The 17,914-nt window shown below is 70.4% G+C and carries 15 protein-coding genes; 9 read left to right on the plus strand and 6 right to left on the minus strand.

The window, feature by feature from the left end:
* The first annotated feature begins 73 nt into the window (after positions 1-73).
* The 7 genes from xerD (at position 74) to der (ending at position 8,120) form a co-directional block, all read left to right on the plus strand.
* Complete coding sequence (gene xerD, locus ABZ412_RS30560) at positions 74-994, plus strand: site-specific tyrosine recombinase XerD (protein WP_357287039.1); 921 nt, start codon at positions 74-76, stop codon at positions 992-994.
* Positions 995-1,512: 518 nt separating this feature from the next.
* The gene (locus tag ABZ412_RS30565) at positions 1,513-2,409 is read left to right on the plus strand and encodes a ParA family protein (protein WP_357287237.1); all 897 of its coding nucleotides are present in this window, start codon (positions 1,513-1,515) and stop codon (positions 2,407-2,409) included.
* A gap of 254 nt (positions 2,410-2,663) precedes the next feature.
* Positions 2,664-3,527 carry a segregation/condensation protein A gene (locus tag ABZ412_RS30570; protein ID WP_357287240.1) on the plus strand — a complete coding sequence of 288 codons (864 nt, stop codon included), beginning with the start codon at positions 2,664-2,666 and terminating at the stop codon, positions 3,525-3,527.
* Between the two features lie 392 nt (positions 3,528-3,919).
* Positions 3,920-4,540, plus strand: coding sequence for an SMC-Scp complex subunit ScpB (gene scpB / locus ABZ412_RS30575; protein WP_357287243.1), 621 nt, complete (start codon positions 3,920-3,922; stop codon positions 4,538-4,540).
* 618 nt (positions 4,541-5,158) lie between these two features.
* Positions 5,159-5,974 carry a pseudouridine synthase gene (locus tag ABZ412_RS30580; protein ID WP_357287042.1) on the plus strand — a complete coding sequence of 272 codons (816 nt, stop codon included), beginning with the start codon at positions 5,159-5,161 and terminating at the stop codon, positions 5,972-5,974.
* A 5-nt stretch (positions 5,975-5,979) separates the two neighbouring features.
* Positions 5,980-6,708, plus strand: coding sequence for a (d)CMP kinase (gene cmk, locus ABZ412_RS30585; protein WP_357287045.1), 729 nt, complete (start codon positions 5,980-5,982; stop codon positions 6,706-6,708).
* Positions 6,705-8,120: a ribosome biogenesis GTPase Der gene (gene der, locus ABZ412_RS30590; RefSeq protein ID WP_357287047.1), complete on the plus strand. Its 1,416-nt coding sequence runs from the start codon at positions 6,705-6,707 to the stop codon at positions 8,118-8,120. Before cmk ends, der begins: the two co-directional genes overlap by 4 nt.
* Before the next feature lie 63 nt (positions 8,121-8,183).
* On the opposite strand, the gene ABZ412_RS30595 is transcribed toward der, so the two are convergent.
* Both ABZ412_RS30595 and ABZ412_RS30600 read right to left on the minus strand, forming a co-directional pair.
* The gene (locus ABZ412_RS30595; RefSeq protein WP_357287050.1) at positions 8,184-8,936 is read right to left on the minus strand and encodes an SDR family oxidoreductase; all 753 of its coding nucleotides are present in this window, start codon (positions 8,934-8,936) and stop codon (positions 8,184-8,186) included.
* Positions 8,937-9,045: 109 nt separating this feature from the next.
* Complete coding sequence (locus tag ABZ412_RS30600) at positions 9,046-9,669, minus strand: hypothetical protein (protein WP_357287052.1); 624 nt, start codon at positions 9,667-9,669, stop codon at positions 9,046-9,048.
* Between the two features lie 282 nt (positions 9,670-9,951).
* Here ABZ412_RS30600 and ABZ412_RS30605 point away from each other — a divergent pair, with 282 nt between their 5' ends.
* Positions 9,952-12,207 (plus strand): bifunctional serine/threonine-protein kinase/ABC transporter substrate-binding protein, encoded by a 2,256-nt coding sequence (locus ABZ412_RS30605; protein ID WP_357287055.1) that lies wholly within the window; start codon positions 9,952-9,954, stop codon positions 12,205-12,207.
* Here ABZ412_RS30605 and ABZ412_RS30610 read toward each other — a convergent pair.
* Together ABZ412_RS30610 and ABZ412_RS30615 are read right to left on the minus strand one after the other, a co-directional pair.
* Complete coding sequence (locus ABZ412_RS30610; RefSeq protein WP_357287058.1) at positions 12,204-13,508, minus strand: hypothetical protein; 1,305 nt, start codon at positions 13,506-13,508, stop codon at positions 12,204-12,206. The two genes, ABZ412_RS30605 and ABZ412_RS30610, sit on opposite strands and share 4 nt — an antisense overlap.
* Before the next feature lie 86 nt (positions 13,509-13,594).
* Positions 13,595-14,482: a LysR family transcriptional regulator gene (locus ABZ412_RS30615; protein ID WP_357287061.1), complete on the minus strand. Its 888-nt coding sequence runs from the start codon at positions 14,480-14,482 to the stop codon at positions 13,595-13,597.
* 29 nt (positions 14,483-14,511) lie between these two features.
* On the opposite strand from ABZ412_RS30615, the gene ABZ412_RS30620 reads away from it, so the two are divergent.
* Positions 14,512-16,080: an MFS transporter gene (locus ABZ412_RS30620; RefSeq protein ID WP_357287064.1), complete on the plus strand. Its 1,569-nt coding sequence runs from the start codon at positions 14,512-14,514 to the stop codon at positions 16,078-16,080.
* On the opposite strand, the gene ABZ412_RS30625 is transcribed toward ABZ412_RS30620, so the two are convergent.
* Both ABZ412_RS30625 and ABZ412_RS30630 read right to left on the minus strand, forming a co-directional pair.
* On the minus strand, positions 16,051-16,998 hold the full coding sequence (locus ABZ412_RS30625) for a PHB depolymerase family esterase (protein ID WP_357287066.1): 948 nt from the start codon (positions 16,996-16,998) through the stop codon (positions 16,051-16,053). The genes ABZ412_RS30620 and ABZ412_RS30625 overlap by 30 nt on opposite strands.
* A gap of 117 nt (positions 16,999-17,115) precedes the next feature.
* Complete coding sequence (locus ABZ412_RS30630; RefSeq protein WP_357287069.1) at positions 17,116-17,841, minus strand: TetR/AcrR family transcriptional regulator; 726 nt, start codon at positions 17,839-17,841, stop codon at positions 17,116-17,118.
* Positions 17,842-17,914: the final 73 nt, after the last annotated feature.

The raw sequence follows: 17,914 nt of genomic DNA on the forward strand, positions 1-17,914 counted from the left end.
GATTAGGAAACTTGTTCTGTTTGCCGGGGTTTGGCTGGGGAGTTCGTCGGTGGCTGCTGCAATGATGTGACCCGTGCTGAAGCGGCAGATCGACGCGTACCTCGACCATCTGGCGGTCGAGCGCGGTGCCGCGCGCAATACGCTCAGCGCCTACCGCCGCGATCTGGGACGATACCGGCACTTCCTGTCCGAGCGCGGGGTGGAAACGCTTGCGCGCGTGGCTGAATCGGACATAGCCGACTACATGGTGTCGCTGCGGTCCGGCGACGCCGAGCATCCGGCGCTGGCGGCGTCCTCGGCGTCGCGGGCCCTGGTCGCGGTGCGTGGGCTGCACCGGTTCGCGACGGCGGAGGGGATCACCGACGCGGATGTGGCGCATCCGGTGAAGCCGCCGACGCCCGCCCGCAGGCTGCCGAAAGCCCTTCCTTACGACCAGATCTCGCGGCTGCTCGACGCGGCCGGCGGCGACATCGCCGACGGTCCGCGCGGGCTGCGGGACCGGGCCCTGCTGGAGTTGCTGTACTCCACGGGCGCGCGCATCTCCGAAATCGTCGGCCTGGACGTGGACGACATCGACACCGCCGAGCGCGCGGTCGTGCTGCGCGGCAAGGGCGGCAAACAGCGCATGGTCCCGATCGGCCGTCCCGCCCTGGCCGCCCTGGACAACTACCTGGTCCGCGGCCGCCCCGATCTCTCCGCGCGTGGCCGCGGCAACAGCGCCCTGTTCCTCAACCACCGCGGCGGCCGGCTGTCCCGCCAGACCGCTTGGCAGGTCCTGCAATCCGCGGCCGAGCGCGCGGGGATCGCGGCGCAGGTGTCGCCGCACACCCTGCGCCACTCGTTCGCGACCCACCTGCTCGACGGCGGCGCGGATGTCCGGGTCGTGCAGGAACTGCTGGGCCACGCCTCGGTGACCACCACGCAGATCTACACCCTGGTCACGGTCGGCACGCTCCACGAGGTCTGGGCGACCGCGCATCCGCGCGCCCGGTGAGAGTGCCGTGGGGTCCCGGAAGCCGTGGGTCTCGAAAGGCATTGTCGCCCCGAGGCTCTCTCGCCCGGTCCGCGGTCCGGGCGCGCCGGCACGCACGGGATGTCACTCGTGGACGCCCACGGGCGCCGGTGAGACCGCGTTGTCCTCAACCGGACTCCACCGACCGGGCTCGCGGCGCAGTTGCGCCATACCCGTATCCTCCAATTCCGCCGATTCCGGTTTATCCGGTGCTTCGGGCGCGGAACATGACCCTGAACCCGTAACCTGCTGTGCCACAGTGCAACGAGACGTCCCGGACCGGTCCTCGGCCTGGGTCGGGCGTCTGTACCGGGTCTGAAGTGCAGGTTTAGGGTGCGTGTCCGAACGTTGGTCTCGCGCGAACAGGCGGTAGCGTCTAGGAGGAACCCGATCGCACACGCGGCCGGGTGCTTCGTCCATTCCAGGCCGGTGGGCGGGGCAAGGGCAGGAACGTCGAAGGAGCAGCGGACGTGACGACTACCGGTGGTGCGGGCCAGCGGATCGAAACCGCCGCGCAAACACTGTGGGAGGCACCCGATGTGGTGTCCGACGGCAAAGAGGTCGGTCCCACCGGACGCCCGCTGCGCGAGATTCCCGAACCGCCCGAACCGGACCACACCGGCCCCGCGCTGATCGTCGCCATGTGCAATCAGAAGGGCGGAGTCGGCAAGACCACCTCGACCATCAATCTCGGTGCGGCGCTGGCGGAATACGGGCGCAAGGTGCTGCTGGTGGACCTGGATCCGCAGGGCGCGCTGTCGGCGGGACTCGGTGTGGCGCATCACGATCTGAACGTGACCGTGCACAACCTGCTGGTCGGTCCCGGCAAGGTGAATCCCGACGACGTGCTGATGAACACCAAGGTCGACGGCATGGATCTGCTGCCCAGCAATATCGACCTCTCGGCCGCGGAGATCCAGCTCGTCAACGAGGTAGGCCGCGAGCAGACCCTGGGTCGCGCCCTGGCGCCGCTGCGCGACCGCTACGACTACATCCTCATCGACTGCCAGCCGTCGCTGGGCCTGCTCACCGTGAACGCCCTGGCCTGCGCCGACGGCGTCATCATCCCGATGGAATGCGAGTACTTCTCGCTGCGCGGACTGGCCCTGCTCAACGACACCGTGGAGAAGGTGCGGGACCGGCTGAACCCGGAGCTGATCCTGTACGGCATCGTGGTCACCATGTTCGATGCCCGCCTATTGCATTCGCGCCAGGTCATGACGCGCGTGGTCGAGGTGTTCGGCGACCTCGTGTACGACACCGTGATCTCGCGGACCGTCCGCTTCCCCGACGCCAGCGTCGCGGGTGAGCCCATCACCACGTGGGCGCCGAAATCCGGTGGCGCGGAAGCCTATCGGGCCATGGCCCGGGAAGTCATCCAGCGGTCGGGCCGTTGAACGATCCTCTCGACTCGGCGTCCGGCCACGACCCCGCGGACGCGGACACGAGCATGCCCGGGGACGGGTCGCCCGTCTCGAGCGATATCGTCGGCGCTGGTGAGGACGTTGCCGGTGCGGACCTCGTCGATGCGGACCTGGCCGGGCAGGACCCGGCCGGTGTCGTCGCGGACATCGCCGGGGCCGGCGCGAACGCCGACAGCGCGACCGCGCCGGGTTCGTCGGTGGTGTCCGATATCGCCGGGTCCGGCGCTGTGGCGGCGGACGTCGCTACGGCATCCGAAAGTTCGGACAATGCGGGCAAATTCCACCTGAAGCTGGCCAACTTCGAGGGCCCCTTCGATCTGCTGCTGCAACTGATCAGTTCGCGACGCCTGGATGTCACCGAGATCTCGCTGCACAAGGTGACCGACGAGTTCATCGCCCACACCAAGGCACTCACCGCCCGTCTGTCCGAGGTGAAGGGCCTGCGGGCGGACAAGGTCCTGGACCAGACCACCGAATTCCTGCTCATCGCCGCCACCCTGCTGGATCTGAAGGCGGCCCGGCTGCTGCCCTCGGGCGAGGTGTCCGACGAGGAAGACCTGGAGTTGCTGGAGGCGCGCGACCTGCTCTTCGCCCGGCTGCTGCAGTACCGCGCGTTCAAGCAGGTCGCGGAACTGCTGGGCGAGCTGGAGGCGGCGGCGCTGCAACGGTATCCGCGCGCGGTGTCGCTGGAGGAGCGGTATCTGGCGCTGTTGCCCGAGGTTACGCTGGGGGTGGACGCCGCGGGATTCGCGGAGGTCGCGGCCACCGTGTTCCGGCCGCGTCCGCGACCGCGGGTGGGGCTGGATCACATCCACGCCCACGCCATCTCGATCGCCGAGCAGGCCGCGCTCGTGCTGGAGATGCTCAAGAACGCGGGCGCGGGCGGCTGGACGACCTTCCACGAACTCTGCGCCGACTGCGAGCTGCCGATTCAGATCGTGGCCCGCTTCCTCGCGCTGCTCGAGCTCTACCGCGGCAAGACCATCGAGTTCGACCAGCCCGACCCGCTGGGCCCGCTGTCCGTCAGCTGGATCGGCGAGCTCGAGGACCAACCCGCCCAACCGGTGACGATTGAAGAGGACTACGGGTGACCGAGGTGCACAACATGGATGACGACGTGCAGGACCAGCTCGCCGGCAGCCAGCCCGCACCCCGGCCGACCCTGGCCGAGCAGATCATCGCCGAAGCGGCCGCGGCCGCCAAGGCCCGCGCGGCCGGACCGGATGCGGCCGGGTCCGAGGCCGCCGCCGAACCCGCGTCCGAGGCTGCCGTCGAGACCACCGAGTCCGCGCCGGACGCCGAAATCACCGCGACAGCGGTCGAAATCACACCGGGCGAGGCCGAAATCACAGCGCCCCGGCACGCGGTCACATCGGCTGCGAACGAAGTCACAGTGCCCGACGCCGAAGCGGCGGATACGGGGGCGGTTGCCGCGCCGCCCGCTCTTGCGGTCGATCCGCAGGAGTTCGACGACGAGGACGAGCTGTCGGAGGCGGAGTTCCGGTCCGCGCTGGAGGCCATGTTGCTGGTGGTCGACGCGCCCGCGCCGACGGAACTGCTGGCCTCGGCATTGCGGGATCACCCGGTCCGGGTCGAGGCGGCGCTGCGGGAGATGTCGGCGGAGTTGACCGCGCGGCGCAGTGGCATGGATCTCAGGTTCGTCGGCGACGGCTGGCGGTACTACACGCGGACGGAATTCGCTCCCTATGTGGAACGTATGCTGTTGGACGGCGCACGATCGAAACTGACTCGCGCGGCTTTGGAAACCATGGCGGTGATCGCGTACCGTCAACCGGTTACCCGAGCACGCGTGAGCGCGGTGCGCGGCGTGAACGTGGATGGCGTGATCAGGACCCTGCTGGCGCGGGGGCTGATCGCGGAGGCCGGAGCGGACCCGGAGACCAACGGCACTCTGTACATCACCACCGAGCTGTTCCTGGAACGGATCGGGCTTGCGTCACTGGCGGATCTGCCGCCGTTGGCCCCGCTGCTCCCGGGCGTCGATCTGATCGACGAGATCAACGAGAGCTTGGAGACCGACCCCCGGTACACCAGGCTGAAGAAACCGGCCGAGGCGGATATCGACCTCGGCACCGAAGACTGAAACTAGGACAACGTGAATACACCCGCTCGCCGAGATGGCACACCGGATCGTAGGAAACGTGGCAGCGAACCGCCCCGCGGCGGTTCCCGCGCCGCCCGAGGCCGGACCGGAGACGACCGGTCCGCTGCCGGCGGCACTTCTTATGACGGAGCCCGTGGCGGCTCCACGTCGCGCGGCTCGCGCGGCGACTCGCCCTCCTGGGGTGGCAATTCCCGCGGTGACTCCCGCGGCGGTTCGGGTTCGTACGGCCGTGACTCGGATCGTTCGCGCGGTGGTGCTGGTTCGTATGGTCGTGATTCCGATCGTTCGCGTAGCGGTGCCGGTTCGTACGGTCGTGACTCCGATCGTTCGCGTAGCGGTGCCGGTTCGTACGGTCGTGACTCCGATCGCTCGCGTGGCGGTTCCGCTCCCCGCGGCGAAAGCCAGTGGGGCGCAAGCGGTTCCCGCGGCGGCGCGCCCGCTCGCGGCGGCTCGGGCTCCGGCGGCCAGAGCGGTAACTCCGCGCGCGGCAACCAGTCTCGCGGTATCGGCGGCGGTCGCCCGCTGGCCCCGCACACGTCGCCGAACACCGCCGGCAAGAAGAAGACCCCCAAGCCGGAGCGCAAGACCGTCGCGCCCGTGCTGATCAGCAATGCCAAGCCCGCCCGGCACCAGCACGTGGACTTCGAGGAGCGGACTCCGAAGAAGCTGCCGTGGGGTGAGGGTGAGCGCCTGCAGAAGGTCCTCGCCAAGGCCGGTGTGGCCTCGCGTCGCGTGGCCGAGGACATGATCGACGCCGGTCGCATCGAGGTGGACGGCAAGATCGTGCGCGAGCAGGGTCTGCGCATCGATCCCGAGACCGCGGTGGTCCGGGTCGACGGCGTGCGTGTGGTGATCCGCTCCGAGCAGGTGTACCTGGCGCTGAACAAGCCCAAGGGCTGGCAGTCGACCATGTCCGACGAGATGGGCCGCCCGTGCGTGGGCGATATCGTGGCCGAGCGGATCGCCGCCGGTCAGCGCCTGTTCCACGTCGGCCGCCTGGACGCCGACACCGAGGGCCTGCTGCTGCTCACCAATGACGGTGATCTGGCGCATCGGCTCATGCACCCCTCCTTCGAGGTGTCCAAGACCTACCTGGCCACCGTGAACGGCGAGGTCCGCAATCGTGAGGTCGGCAAGCAGCTCAAGGACGGCGTCGAGCTCGAGGACGGGCCCGCGTCGGTGGACAAGTTCCAGGTGCTCGAGGTCGGCAACGGCAAGTCGCTGGTGAAGGTGGTGCTGCACGAGGGTCGCAAGCACATCGTGCGCCGCCTGCTGGACGCCGTCGGGCATCCGGTGACCGCGCTGGTGCGCACGCACGTCGGGCCGATCGCGCTCGGTGATCAGCGGCCGGGCACGCTGCGCGTGCTGGGCCGGGACGAGGTCGGGAAGCTCTACGAGGCGGTGTCGTTGTGAACGGTGTGGGATCTCTGATCGATGCGGCCGGCGCCCTGACCGGTTCCGCGAAGCTGGTCGTGGCCATGGACGGTCCGTCGGGCACCGGCAAGTCGAGCGTGTCGCGCATGCTGGCGACCCGGCTCGAGGCCAGCTACCTCGACACCGGCGCCATGTACCGGGTGGCGACGCTGCGCGTGCTGCGCAGCGGCGTGGACCTGGACGACGCCTCCGCGATCGCGATCGCGGTGAAGGAACTGCCGCTGACCATCGGCACCGATCCGAGCCGGGAGGTCATCCTGCTCGACGGTGAGGACGTCTCCGGTGAGATCCGCGGCAACGCGGTCACCCAGGCGGTGTCGGCGGTGTCGGCGGTGCCCGAGGTGCGCGAGCAGCTGGTCGCGCTGCAGCGGGAGCTGTCGGCGGCGGCGGGGCGAATCGTGGTGGAGGGCCGGGACATCGGCACCACCGTGCTGCCCGCCGCGGACGTGAAGATCTACCTGACCGCGTCGGCCGAGGCCCGCGCGCAGCGCCGCAACGCGCAGAACATCGCCGAGGGGCGGGGTGACGATTTCGCGGGTGTGCTGGCCGATGTGCAGCGCCGCGACACCCTGGACTCGACGCGCAAGGTGTCGCCGCTGCGTCCCGCCGAGGACGCGGAGCTGGTCGACACCAGCGATCTGAACAAGGACGAGGTCATCGACGAGCTGTATCGCGTGGTGGCCGCACGGATTTCGGCGGGAGGCGCGCAGTGACGCAGGACACCTTCGCCGGCGATGGGATCTGGTCGGACGAATCCGACTGGGATATCGCCGAATTCGAGGGCGAGCAGGACGCCGAGCACGTTCCGCTGCCGACGGTGGCCATTGTCGGCCGCCCCAATGTCGGCAAGTCGACATTGGTGAACCGGATCCTGGGCCGCCGCGAGGCGGTCGTGGAGGACATTCCGGGCGTGACCCGGGACCGGATCTCGTATGAGGCCACCTGGGCCGGGCGCCGATTCCTGGTGCAGGACACCGGCGGCTGGGAGCCCGACGCCAAGGGCCTGCAGCAGTCGGTGGCGCGGCAGGCGCAGGTCGCCATGAACACCGCGGACGCCATCGTGGTGGTGGTGGACGCCACCGTGGGCGCGACCTCGGCGGACGAGGCGGTCGCGAAGACGCTGCGGCGCAGCAAGACTCCGGTCATCCTGGTCGCCAACAAGGTGGACAACCAGAAGCTCGAGGCCGACGCCGCCGAGCTGTGGTCGATGGGTCTCGGTGAGCCGTACATGATCTCGGCCGCGCACGGTCGCGGTACGGGTGATCTGCTCGACATCATTCTCGAGAAGCTGCCCGAGACGCCGCGCGAGGGCACTGGCCTGTCCGGCGGTCCGCGCCGCGTGGCGCTGGTCGGCAAGCCGAACGTGGGCAAGTCGTCGCTGCTGAACCGGCTCGCCGGCGAGGAGCGCTCGGTGGTCCACAATGTCGCGGGCACCACCGTCGACCCGGTCGACTCGCTGGTCGAATTGGGTGGCAAGCCCTGGCGTTTCGTGGATACCGCGGGTCTGCGCCGCAAGGTGAGCAATGCCTCCGGCCACGAGTTCTACGCCTCGCTGCGCACCAAGGGCGCGATCGAGGCGGCCGAGGTGGCGGTCATGCTGATCGACGCCTCGGAGCCGATCACCGAGCAGGACCTGCGGGTGATCTCCATGGTGGCCGAGACCGGCCGCGCCCTGGTGATCGCCTACAACAAGTGGGATCTGGTCGACGAGGATCGGCGCGAGATGCTCGAGCGCGAGATCGACCGTGAGATGGTCCAGGTCCGCTGGGCCCAGCGCGTCAATATCTCCGCGCACACCGGCCGTGCGGTCCAGAAGCTGGTTCCCGCCATGGAGATCGCGCTGGATTCGTGGGACAAGCGCATCTCCACCGGCCGCCTGAACAACTGGCTCAAGGAGGTCATCGCCGCCACACCGCCGCCGATGCGCGGCGGCCGCCTCCCGCGAGTCCTGTTCGCCACCCAGGCGTCCACCCGGCCGCCGACGTTCGTGCTCTTCACCACCGGCTTCCTCGAGGCGGGCTACCGCCGCTTCATCGAGCGGAAGCTGCGCGAGGAGTTCAACTTCGACGGTTCACCGGTCCGGGTCAATGTGCGTGTCCGCGAGAAGCGCGACCGCAAGAAGTAAGCCGACCCACCTCGGCATCGGCCCGGGCGACGGCATCTCCGTCGCCCGGGCCGACTCGTCTGCCTAGAGAGCCATCTTGCCGTTGTCGACGGTGTAGACGGCGCCGTGCACGGCGGAGGCTTCGTCGGAGCAGAGGAAGCTGATGATGTTGGCGACCTGTGCGGGTTCCATGAGGCCGCGGGGGCTGGCGGTCTTCAGGATGAGCTGGTAATCGGGGTCTTCGGGGAAGGTGAAGTTCTCGAGCATCGGCGTGGTCATGCCGCCCGGGCAGACCGCGTTGATGCGGATGCCGGCGCCGTCGAACTCCAGGGCCATGGCCCGGGTGAGGCCGATGAGGCCGTGCTTGGCGGCGCAGTAGCCCGCCGAGTAGGCCTGGCCTTCCACACCCGCGATCGAGGCCACGTTGACGATGCAGCCGGTGCGTTCGAGCAGGTGGGGGAGGGCGGCTCGGGAGAGGAAGAAGGGCGCGCTGAGGTTGACGGCGAGGTCGTGCTGCCATTCGTCGTCGGTGACCTGACCGGTGTGGCGCATGGTGTGCGCGCCCGCGGCGTTGACCAGGATGTCGAGGGCGCCGAAGCGGTCGACGCAGGCTCGCACCACCTGATCGGCCACCGTCGGATCGGCGAGATCGGCGGCGTGCCAGGCGGTTTCGGGTCCGTCGAAGGTGTCCTTCAGGCGCGCCTCGTCTCGGCCGGCGCCCAGCACGCGAGCCCCGCCCGCGATCAGCTGCCGCGCCACGGCCCGGCCCAGGCCGGAGGAGGCTCCGGTCACCACCGCGACCTTGCCGTCGAATCGACCGCCGCCATTGCCCGCCATACCCGTCTCCCATCGATCGCCGGGTGGCCGGAAGCCGCCGCCCGCTGAAACGGGTTCCAAATTAGCCGGGTGGCGCGGCCGGGGCGACCGCGCCATCCGGGGGTGCGGGTCAGACCAGTTCGGGGACGCGGAGGTGGGCGAGGGCCAGTTCGAACTCGGCGACCTCGGTGACGGCGATGCCGGCCTGCTCGGCGGCCCTGGCCCGCATGTCCGCGGCTTCCTGGGCGGTCCGGGCCAAGGCCTCGGCGCTGTCGAAGGTGGCGCAGGAGACGCCGCGCCCGGCGGTGCGATCGACCATCAGGCTGACGCTGCAGAAGCCGTCCATCTGCTCCATGGCGGGCATGGCCATCGAGCGGAAGACATTGATCGCCGAATCGATGCGATCGGCGTCGGCCCGGGTCCAGGTCACGCGGGCGCACGCGCCCTCGTCCGCGTGGTGCAGGCGGTGCAGGGCGACGATCTCCCACTCCTCGATGAGCGGGCCGTCACCGCCGAAGATGTCCCGGGCCCGGTTGCGCAGTTGGCGCACCCGGCTCGCGCTGTCGTGCATCGCGTTCTCGGACTCCCACGCGGTGGTGACGATGCAGCGGCCGGATTCCCGGTCCACCAGCAGCGACAGACCCACCCAGCCGGGCATACCGCCCAACTCGGACATCACTTCATCGCGCATGAAGGCAATCCCGGCATCGATAGAGGACAGCTGCGCCTGAATCGTGTTGGAGCGTGCGTACACGTTCGATCCACCTCCTCGGTTGCGGGGGCGACGCCCGGGGTGACGCCGCCGACGCCTCTCAGCCTGCTCCAGCCCGTTCGCCGTGGCAACACCGGGGCATACCTGGAGCAACCGGACAGGGTGAGGGGCCCCCGCGCCGGGTCGGCTCTCGCGAGGCGCCGGACGGTCGAGTACCCGCGGCCGCGGGCGATGACCCAACCCTCGCGGGGCGGCGTGCGAGCCCGTGCCGAGGAGCTGAGACGGCGGGTCCGAGCGGGTAGGGTTCGGGGGAATGTGCGGGGTGTGAAGGGCCGAATTGTGCGTGCGGGTACGGAATTCGCGGGGTATCTGATCGAGCGGAAGCTCGGTGGGGGCGGGATGGGGGAGGTCTTTCTCGCCCGGCATCCGCGGCTGCCACGGCTGGTGGCGATCAAGGTGCTGGCGCGGGAGCTGGTGACCCAGCTCGAGACTCGGTCCCGGTTCGAGCGGGAAGCCGAACTCGTTGCGCGGCTGGATCATCCGAATATCGTGGGCGTGCACGATCGGGGCGTGTCGGGCGGGCGGCTGTGGATCGCCATGCAGTACGTGGACGGCGGCGACGCCTCCGCGCTCGACCCGTTCACCCTGCCCGCCGCCGAGGCCGTGCGGATCATCGGGGAGACGGCCAAGGCGCTGGACTACGCGCATTCGATGGGCGTGATCCATCGGGACGTGAAGCCCGCCAATATCCTGCTCGGTCGTGACGCCGCCGGGCAGGAACGTCGAATTCTGCTGACCGACTTCGGAATCGGGCGGTTGCGCGATGATTCCGCGCAGATCACCCGGACCGGGACACTGGCCGCGACGATTACCTATGCCTCGCCGGAGCAACTGTCGGGGGCCGCGCTGGATCAGCGCTCGGATCAGTATTCGCTGGCCTGCACCCTGTTTCGGCTGTTCACGGGGTCCACGCCGTATCAGGCCGAGACGGCGGCCGCGATGGTCGCGGGGCATCTGCAGCATCCGGTGCCGAAAGTGACCGATCGGCGGCCCGAGCTGCCCACGGCACTGGACGCGGTGTTCGCGCGGGGACTGGCCAAGCGGCCGGAGGATCGGTTCGATACCTGTCGGGACTTCGCCGACGCTGCGGCGCGGGCGCTTTCGGGTGTCTCGGAGTCGACCGTACCGCCGCTGACGGCGGGAGCGGCGAGGATCGGGCCGACAAGCGCCACCGCCGCGACCGTCGCCATGTCGCCCGGCGGCGACCGCACTGTGCTCGACGACCCGCGACCGCGGCCGGAGCCGGTGACGGCCGCCCGGGTGGGGTCCGGTCGTCGGCTGGCGGTGGGAGTCGGCGCGCTGGTGGTCGCCGTCGCGGCGGCGGCGGGAATCATCTGGGCGGCACAGGGTTCCGGGCGGTCCGGCCTCGCCGGTCCGGCAAGCGTGGCCGGTCCCTACCCGGCCACGTATCCGGGTTTCGTGCCGCTGACCCAGATCGACGGACTCGGCGCCAAGGTGGTCGCGCCGGTGTCGGTGGCCGACCCCGCCAATGACGGCCGTCTGCCGTGCGACCCGGCGACCATCGCGGCGGCGCTTCCGCTGACCGGCTCGGACGCCGCGCTCGGCCGCACCGTGCTGGGTGCGGTGCGGCTGGCCGTCGATCAGTTCGTGAAGGGCGGAAACCCGCAGGGCGGCAACAAGGTCTGCCCGATCACGGTGCGCGAGTTCGATACCGCCGGGGATCAGGGGAAGGCGGCGCGGGTCGCCGAGCAGATCGCCGCCGACGACTCGGTGGTGGCGGTGATCGGTCCGGCGCTGTCGAAGGAGGTCATGGCCGCCGGGAAGACCTTCGACGCGGCCGGGCTGCCGTTCCTCACCCCGGTCGCGACGAATCCGCTGCTGGCGCAGTCGGGGTGGAGCGGTTTCTTCCGCGGCCTGGCCAATGACAATGCCGAGGGCCCGGCGTTGGGTCGATACCTCACCAATACCGCCCGGTTCTCGCGGGTCTGCGTGGTCCGGGACAGCGGAGGTGGGTTCGGGGTGTCGCTGGCGGGCGCGGTGGTGGAGGGCCTCGGCCCGGCCTCGGTGCCGGCCTGCGAGGTCAGCGTCGATCTCGGCGGCGATACCGTGCAGGCCGTGGCCGCCATCGCCGCCGTGAACCCGGACGCGGTGTTCTACGCGGGCTATCCGGCCGCCGCCGCGACCCTGCTGGCGAAGCTTCGGAAAGCCGATGTCACAGCCACTTTCGTACTCGGCGACGGCAGTTACGACCCCGCGTTCAAGTCCGCCGCCGGGTCGGCGGCCACCGGGACCCTGGTGGCGTGTCAGTGCGGGCCCGCCACCCAGCGCTTCCTCGACGAGTATCGCGACGCCACCGGGACCGCCGCGAACCCGTACGCCGTCGAGGCCTACGACCTCACCGCGATCGTGCTGCGGGGCATCGTGTCCGGGCACGGCGGCCGCACCGCATTGCGCGACTACCTGCACGGCTATCACGGCGACGGCCTGGCCCACACGTATGCCTGGTCCACCGGCGGCGAGCCGTCCGAGCCGCGGATCTGGCTGTACCGGGTCGCCTAGTCCGTTCGCTCGGATTCGGGGGCAAGGGGTTTCGGCTGCGACGGCTCGTCGCGTTCCGGCCGCAGGCGGCGCAGCACCAGCATGGCCGCCAGGCATCCGGCGCCCAGGCCGATGGCCGTCCACGCCGCGCGGTCACCGGCCGTGCTGACGCCATCGGGCAGGGACGGCAGCGCGTCGCAGCCCCGGTATTGCAGGGTGAGCGCCGCGGTCGGGACCAGCACGACGCCCAGTGCCAGGACGGTGCTCGCGGCCAGGCGGGTGGTGACCGCGCCGAAGCTGTATCCGGCCAGTCCCGCGTAGAGGCACGCGCCGAGCAGCGCGGCCCACGAATCATGGTGCTGCGCGCCGGAAGCCAGCAGCGCGAAGACCGACAGTCCGATGCTCGCCGCGGCGGCGGCCACCGGCTGCGGGCGGGGCAGCAGGACGCCGGCGAACAGTCCGAGCGCCAGGATCGCGAGCACCGGCGCGAGTTTCCAATGGGCGTGGACGGTCGCGAGGGCGCCGCCGGTCGCGGTGAGCGACACCGCGAGCAGCGTGAGGGTGCCGTCGCGGCCCGGCAGCAACAGGGCCGCGATCAGGGCGGCCGCGACGACCGCGACGAGCCAGGCGGTGATGGCGATCCAGCTGTGGGTGCCCGGGGTGAGGCGTTCGGAGGCCACCGCGATGGTCGTGATCACCACCGCCGCTGCCACGATCGGCGCGAACGGCAGCTGCACCGACGTCGGATGCGTGGTGCTGGTCCGCCCGCAGACCACCGCGCACACCGCGAGCAGTACCGCCGCCAGCACCGCCAGCCAGTCCGGCGGCAGATCCACGAAGGCGCGTTCGAGCACCGACAGGTTCCCGTTCTCGGCGGCGATGGTCTCGATGTGGCGTCCGAGCAGGACACCGGTGAGCCCGCCGAGCAGGTAGCCGACGGCGGGCGGCCGGTACCGCAGTGCCGCCGCCCCGGCCGCGCCGAGCAGCACGCCGCCGGCGAGCGAGTCGAGGAAGTTGGCGGTGGCCAGGGTGGCGGAGCTGGAGGCGACCAGCAGATGGTCGGTGGCGAGGACCAGCGCCGCGCACACGCCGGTGGCCCACGCGGTCCGGTCGCCGAGCATGCGCACGAGCACCGCGGCCACCACGGCGAACACCGCGCCGGTGGCGGTGGCCCGGGGCACGGTGATGGTCAGCACCGTCATCTGCATGACGGACGAGTCGGTGCCGCACCCGGCGTCGTAGGGCACGATCAAGGCCATGCCCGCGACCGCGGCGGCGATGCCTCCGCCCAGTGTGTCGAGGGCCGCGCGATAGCGCTGCACGGGCGGCTCCCTGGAGTCGAAGCGACAGAACAGTTACCGTTCGGCAACCGTAACAGTGCGTGGGCTCGCCGGGACAGTGCGCGGGCTCAGCGGGCGGGGCGGCGAGCCGCCCGGTCCACCGCGAAATCGCGGAACCGGCGTACCGCCTCCGACGGCGTCGCGGTCGCCGACCAGATCAGCCCCACATCGCGTGACGCCCCCGCGTCGGCGAGCGGGACCACGGCCAGGTCCGGCGGCGGCGGTTCCTCGGCGGGCACCAGTGCCACCCCGAGTCCGGCCGCGACCAGTCCGTGCACCGTCACCAGATCACTGGCCTCGAAGGCGATGCGCGGCCGGATCCCGGCCGCCGCGCACAGGTCGTCGAAGATGCGCCGCATCCCGAATCCCGGATGCATGGTGATGAATTCGGCGTCGGCCAGTTCGCTCAGCCGGGTCCGGCGCTGCCCGGCCAGGCGATGATCGGCGGGAACCGCCAGCACCAGCGGCTGATTCAGCAGCATGTGCCACCCGATGCCGGGCTCGCTCGGCCGCGGCGACACCAGCGCCAGATCGGCCTCCCCGTCGAGGACCTGGCGCGTGATCGCCTCGGCCGCGCCCTGGAACAGCCCGAAGTCGACCCGTCCGGCCCCGCGCCGGAATTCGGCGATCAATTCCGGCGCCAGCCGGCTGCCGAAGGAATGCAGGAACGACAGCCGCACCACCCCCTTGGCCGGATTGACCCGGTCGGCGACCGCCTGCTCCCCGGCCCGCAGTTCCGCGCGGGCGCGGCGCGCGTGCTCGTAGTACAGGCGGCCGTACTCGTTGAGCCGGATGCGCTTCCCGTGCCGATCGAACAGGGGAGCGCCCAGCCGCCGCTCCAACCGGGCGAGCATCCGCGACAGCGTCGGTTGGGCCAGATGCAATCGGTCGGCCGCCGCGCTCACGTTCTCGGTTTCGGCGAGTGTCGTGAACCACTCCAGATCCGCGCCGAGCACACCGCCTCCTCGCTATATACAGCCATGGCATGAGCCTGACGACCATCATGCATTTCCGATCTAAGCACCGGTCACGCACCCTGGATCTCGTACCCGATCCATTCTGGGAGGACCCGATGACCAGCGCCGATCAGCGGTTGAGCGCGCGAGGACCGATCGGCGCGCCCACCGGCCCGGCGATCGACGTGCCGGAAGATCCGGAGCTCACGCGTGCGCTCGCTGAGCCGGACGCGCGACTCGCCGCGACGGAACGAGCGGGACCGGCCGCGCCCCCGGCGTCCCATGGCCGCCCACCGGTCCGGCGTGCGACGGACGACGCGGACTCGGCCGGACGGGTGTCCGTGGCGGACCGGGTCGGGGCGGACCTGTCCGCCGAGATCGCCGGAGCCCACGAGAAGCGGGTCACCGTAGCGCTTTTCGCGGCCGGGCTGACCACTTTCGCGGCCATGTACTCCACACAGTCGCTGCTGCCGAGCCTGTCGGCGGCGTTCGGGGTGCCGCCCGCGCACGCGGCGCTGGCGGTGTCGCTGACCACGGGATTCCTTGCGCTGGCGATCATTCCGGTGGGAGTGCTGTCGGCCCGGATCGGCCGCACCCGGGTGCTGATCGGGTCGGCGATGGCGGCCGCGGCGCTCGGGTTGCTGCTGCCGTTGTGCCCGACCATGGACACGCTGCTGGCCGTCCGGGCGGTGCAGGGTGTCGCGCTGGCCGGGGTGCCCGCGGTGGCGATGGCGTATCTGGCCGAGGAGGTCGGCGCGAGCGGGCTGGGTTCGGCGATGGGGGTGTACATCGCGGGGACGAGCATCGGCGGGTTGGCCGGACGCTTGATCCCGTCGCTCACACTCGGGCTGACGTCGTGGCGGTGGGCGGAGCTGACGGTGTCGCTGGCCGTGGCGGCGGGCGCGGTGTGGTTCGCGCGGACCCTGCCCGCCTCACGCGGATTCGCCGCGCGTCCGGCCGGTGTCGGGACCCTGCTCGGCGATCTCGCCCGGCAGGCGCGCGCTCCGCGCCCGGCCGCGCTGTTCGCGCTCGCCTTCCTGCTCATGGGCAGTTTCGTGTCGATCTATAACTACCTCGGCTACCGGCTGACCCACCGCCCCTTCGGTCTGTCCGAGGCGGTGGTCGGACTGGTGTTCGTGCTGTACCTCGCGGGCACCGCGGCCTCGGCCTACGCGGGCCGGCTCGCCGATCGCCGTGGCCACCACCGGATCCTGGTCGTGTCCTTGGCGCTGATGGCGGTCGGCCTGGCCGTGACCATCCCGGATCACCTGAGCACGGTGCTGATCGGCATCCTGCTGCTCACCACGGGATTCTTCGGCGCGCACACCGCGGCCAGCGCCTGGGTCGGCGCGCTGGCCGAGAACCGCGGCGGCGCATCGTCTCTCTACATGTTCGCGTACTACCTGGGCAGTGCGGTGGTCGGCAGCGCGGCCGGGATCGCCTACGCGGCGGGCGGCTGGATCGGCCTGGTGGCCTGTGTGGCAGTGCTTTTCGCGGTCGCTGCGGTGCTCACCGCCACGCTGTCGCCCCGGAGCCCCGCGCGTGCCGGGACCCCGGAGCCGCGGCCGTCAGGGCAGCGGGTTGGCGTTCAGCAGTGACCACATGCGGTTGTTGACGTCGGTCGCGGCCGCCGAGCCCGGGGTGGGCCACAGGTGAGCCTTCGTCGCGTCATCGGTGGTGTGGTACAGCCGGTAGAGCACCTGGGTGCCCGACGCGCACGAGTAGCGCTCGCCCTTCACCACCGCGGTGCCGGTCTCCGAGGCCGGGGTGGCTCCGCAACTGTCCTTGGTGCGCCACAGGTCTCGATGCTGCTCGGCGACGATCTGCCACACGATGGGGTCGTTGTCGTTGAGCATCACGCCGAACGACAGCTTGCGGGTGGTCGGGCAGTCATTGGCGTCCCACGCGCCGCTCGGCCCGGCCCACACCGCGGCCGAGGCGACCAGATCCGAGGCGGAGCACGCCATCCGGGAGGTCATCTGCCCGCCGTTGGAGTGTCCGATGAAGTGCACGCGCTTGGGGTTCACGCAGTAGTCGTCGCCGATGGCGTGGACCAGGCTGCGCAGGAACGGAACGTCGTTGGCGGGGTTGGAGGCGCTGAACTCCCAGGCCCATTTGTCCGCGGCGCCGTCGTTCTTGCCGCCCTGGGGGTAGGCGACGATGAACTTCTTGCTCTGCGCGACCGTGGTCCAGCCGGTGGCGGTTTCGAAGTGCGTCGGGTTGTCCTGGCCGCCGTGCAGCGCGACCACCAGCGGCGCGGCGCCGCTCAGCCCGGACGGCACGAACAGCCGGAAGGGACGGTTGACCCCGTTCTTGTCGGGCAGGGTCAGCGCGAGGGTGCCGCCGGTGGCCGCGCTCGAGCATCCGGCGGGGGCGGGCGGCAGGGGGTCGTCGCAGGTCAGACCGCACGGGGGCAGGCCGACCGCGTTCGCGGGGGCGGCCGCGACACCGGTCATCGAGAGTGCGAACAGTGCTCCGACCGCGGCCGTCGCCAGCGCTCTGAATCCGAGCCTCACTGTAATCACCTGTCTGTCAAGCAGTTTCGTGGGACTGTAGCGACAAGAGATCTTTTCGGTCAGGCTCTCGGGCTGATATAGCTGGAATCTGCTAGGGCGCGGACGTGGGCCGATGGCTTACCGTGCGCCGGTGTTCGCGTCGATGAAGACCTGGTAGCCGTCCAGCAGCCGGTCCAGTGCGAACCCGAAATCGGCTTCCTCCCAGTGCATGTCGTCGCTGTCGAAGGCGCGGTTGGTGAGCGCGCTGGTGACGGCCGGGAAGCGGTCCGGGTCGAGGACGGCGGTGAGGATGCCGGTGTAGTCCTGCTCCTCGGTCTGGCGGATGGCGTCGCGCAGGAACCGGGTGCGGCCGATCACGTAGATCGAGAGATTCACCAGCAGCTGGAGTTTGAGCGACTCGGGGATGCCGACCTCGGTGAGGGCGTTCATGCCGGTCTCGAGCCAGGCCATATTGTTCGGGCCGAGCGGGGGAGTGGTCATGGGGATGTCGAGCCACCAGTCGTGGGCGCGGATGGCGTGGAACTCGGCCCAGGCCCAGGCTTCCAATCCGGCGCGCCAGCCGGCGGGCAGTTCCGGGGTGTGGTCGAAGATCCGGTCGTGCAGCAGCACCACGAGGGTGTCCTTGCTGTCGACGTAGCGGTACAGCGACATGGTCGTGAAGCCGAGCTCCTTCGCGACCCGCGCCATGGACAGCGCCGCGTAGCCCTCGGTGTCGGCGATGGTCATGGCCGTGTCGAGGATCTGCTCGAGGCTCATGCCGCGCCGGGGGCCGCGGCTGCCCGCCTCGTCCAGATCCCAGAGCAGTTTCACCGCTTTGGGCAGGGCTTGCGGCTCGGGCGTCATCGGACCTCCTGTCGTGGTGTCGGTTTCCATCTTGCGGCATCGAAGAAACTGTGTAGCCTATAAACAGAGTATA

It is taken from the genome of Nocardia sp. NPDC005746 (assembly GCF_040630785.1).
Taxonomy (GTDB): domain Bacteria; phylum Actinomycetota; class Actinomycetes; order Mycobacteriales; family Mycobacteriaceae; genus Nocardia.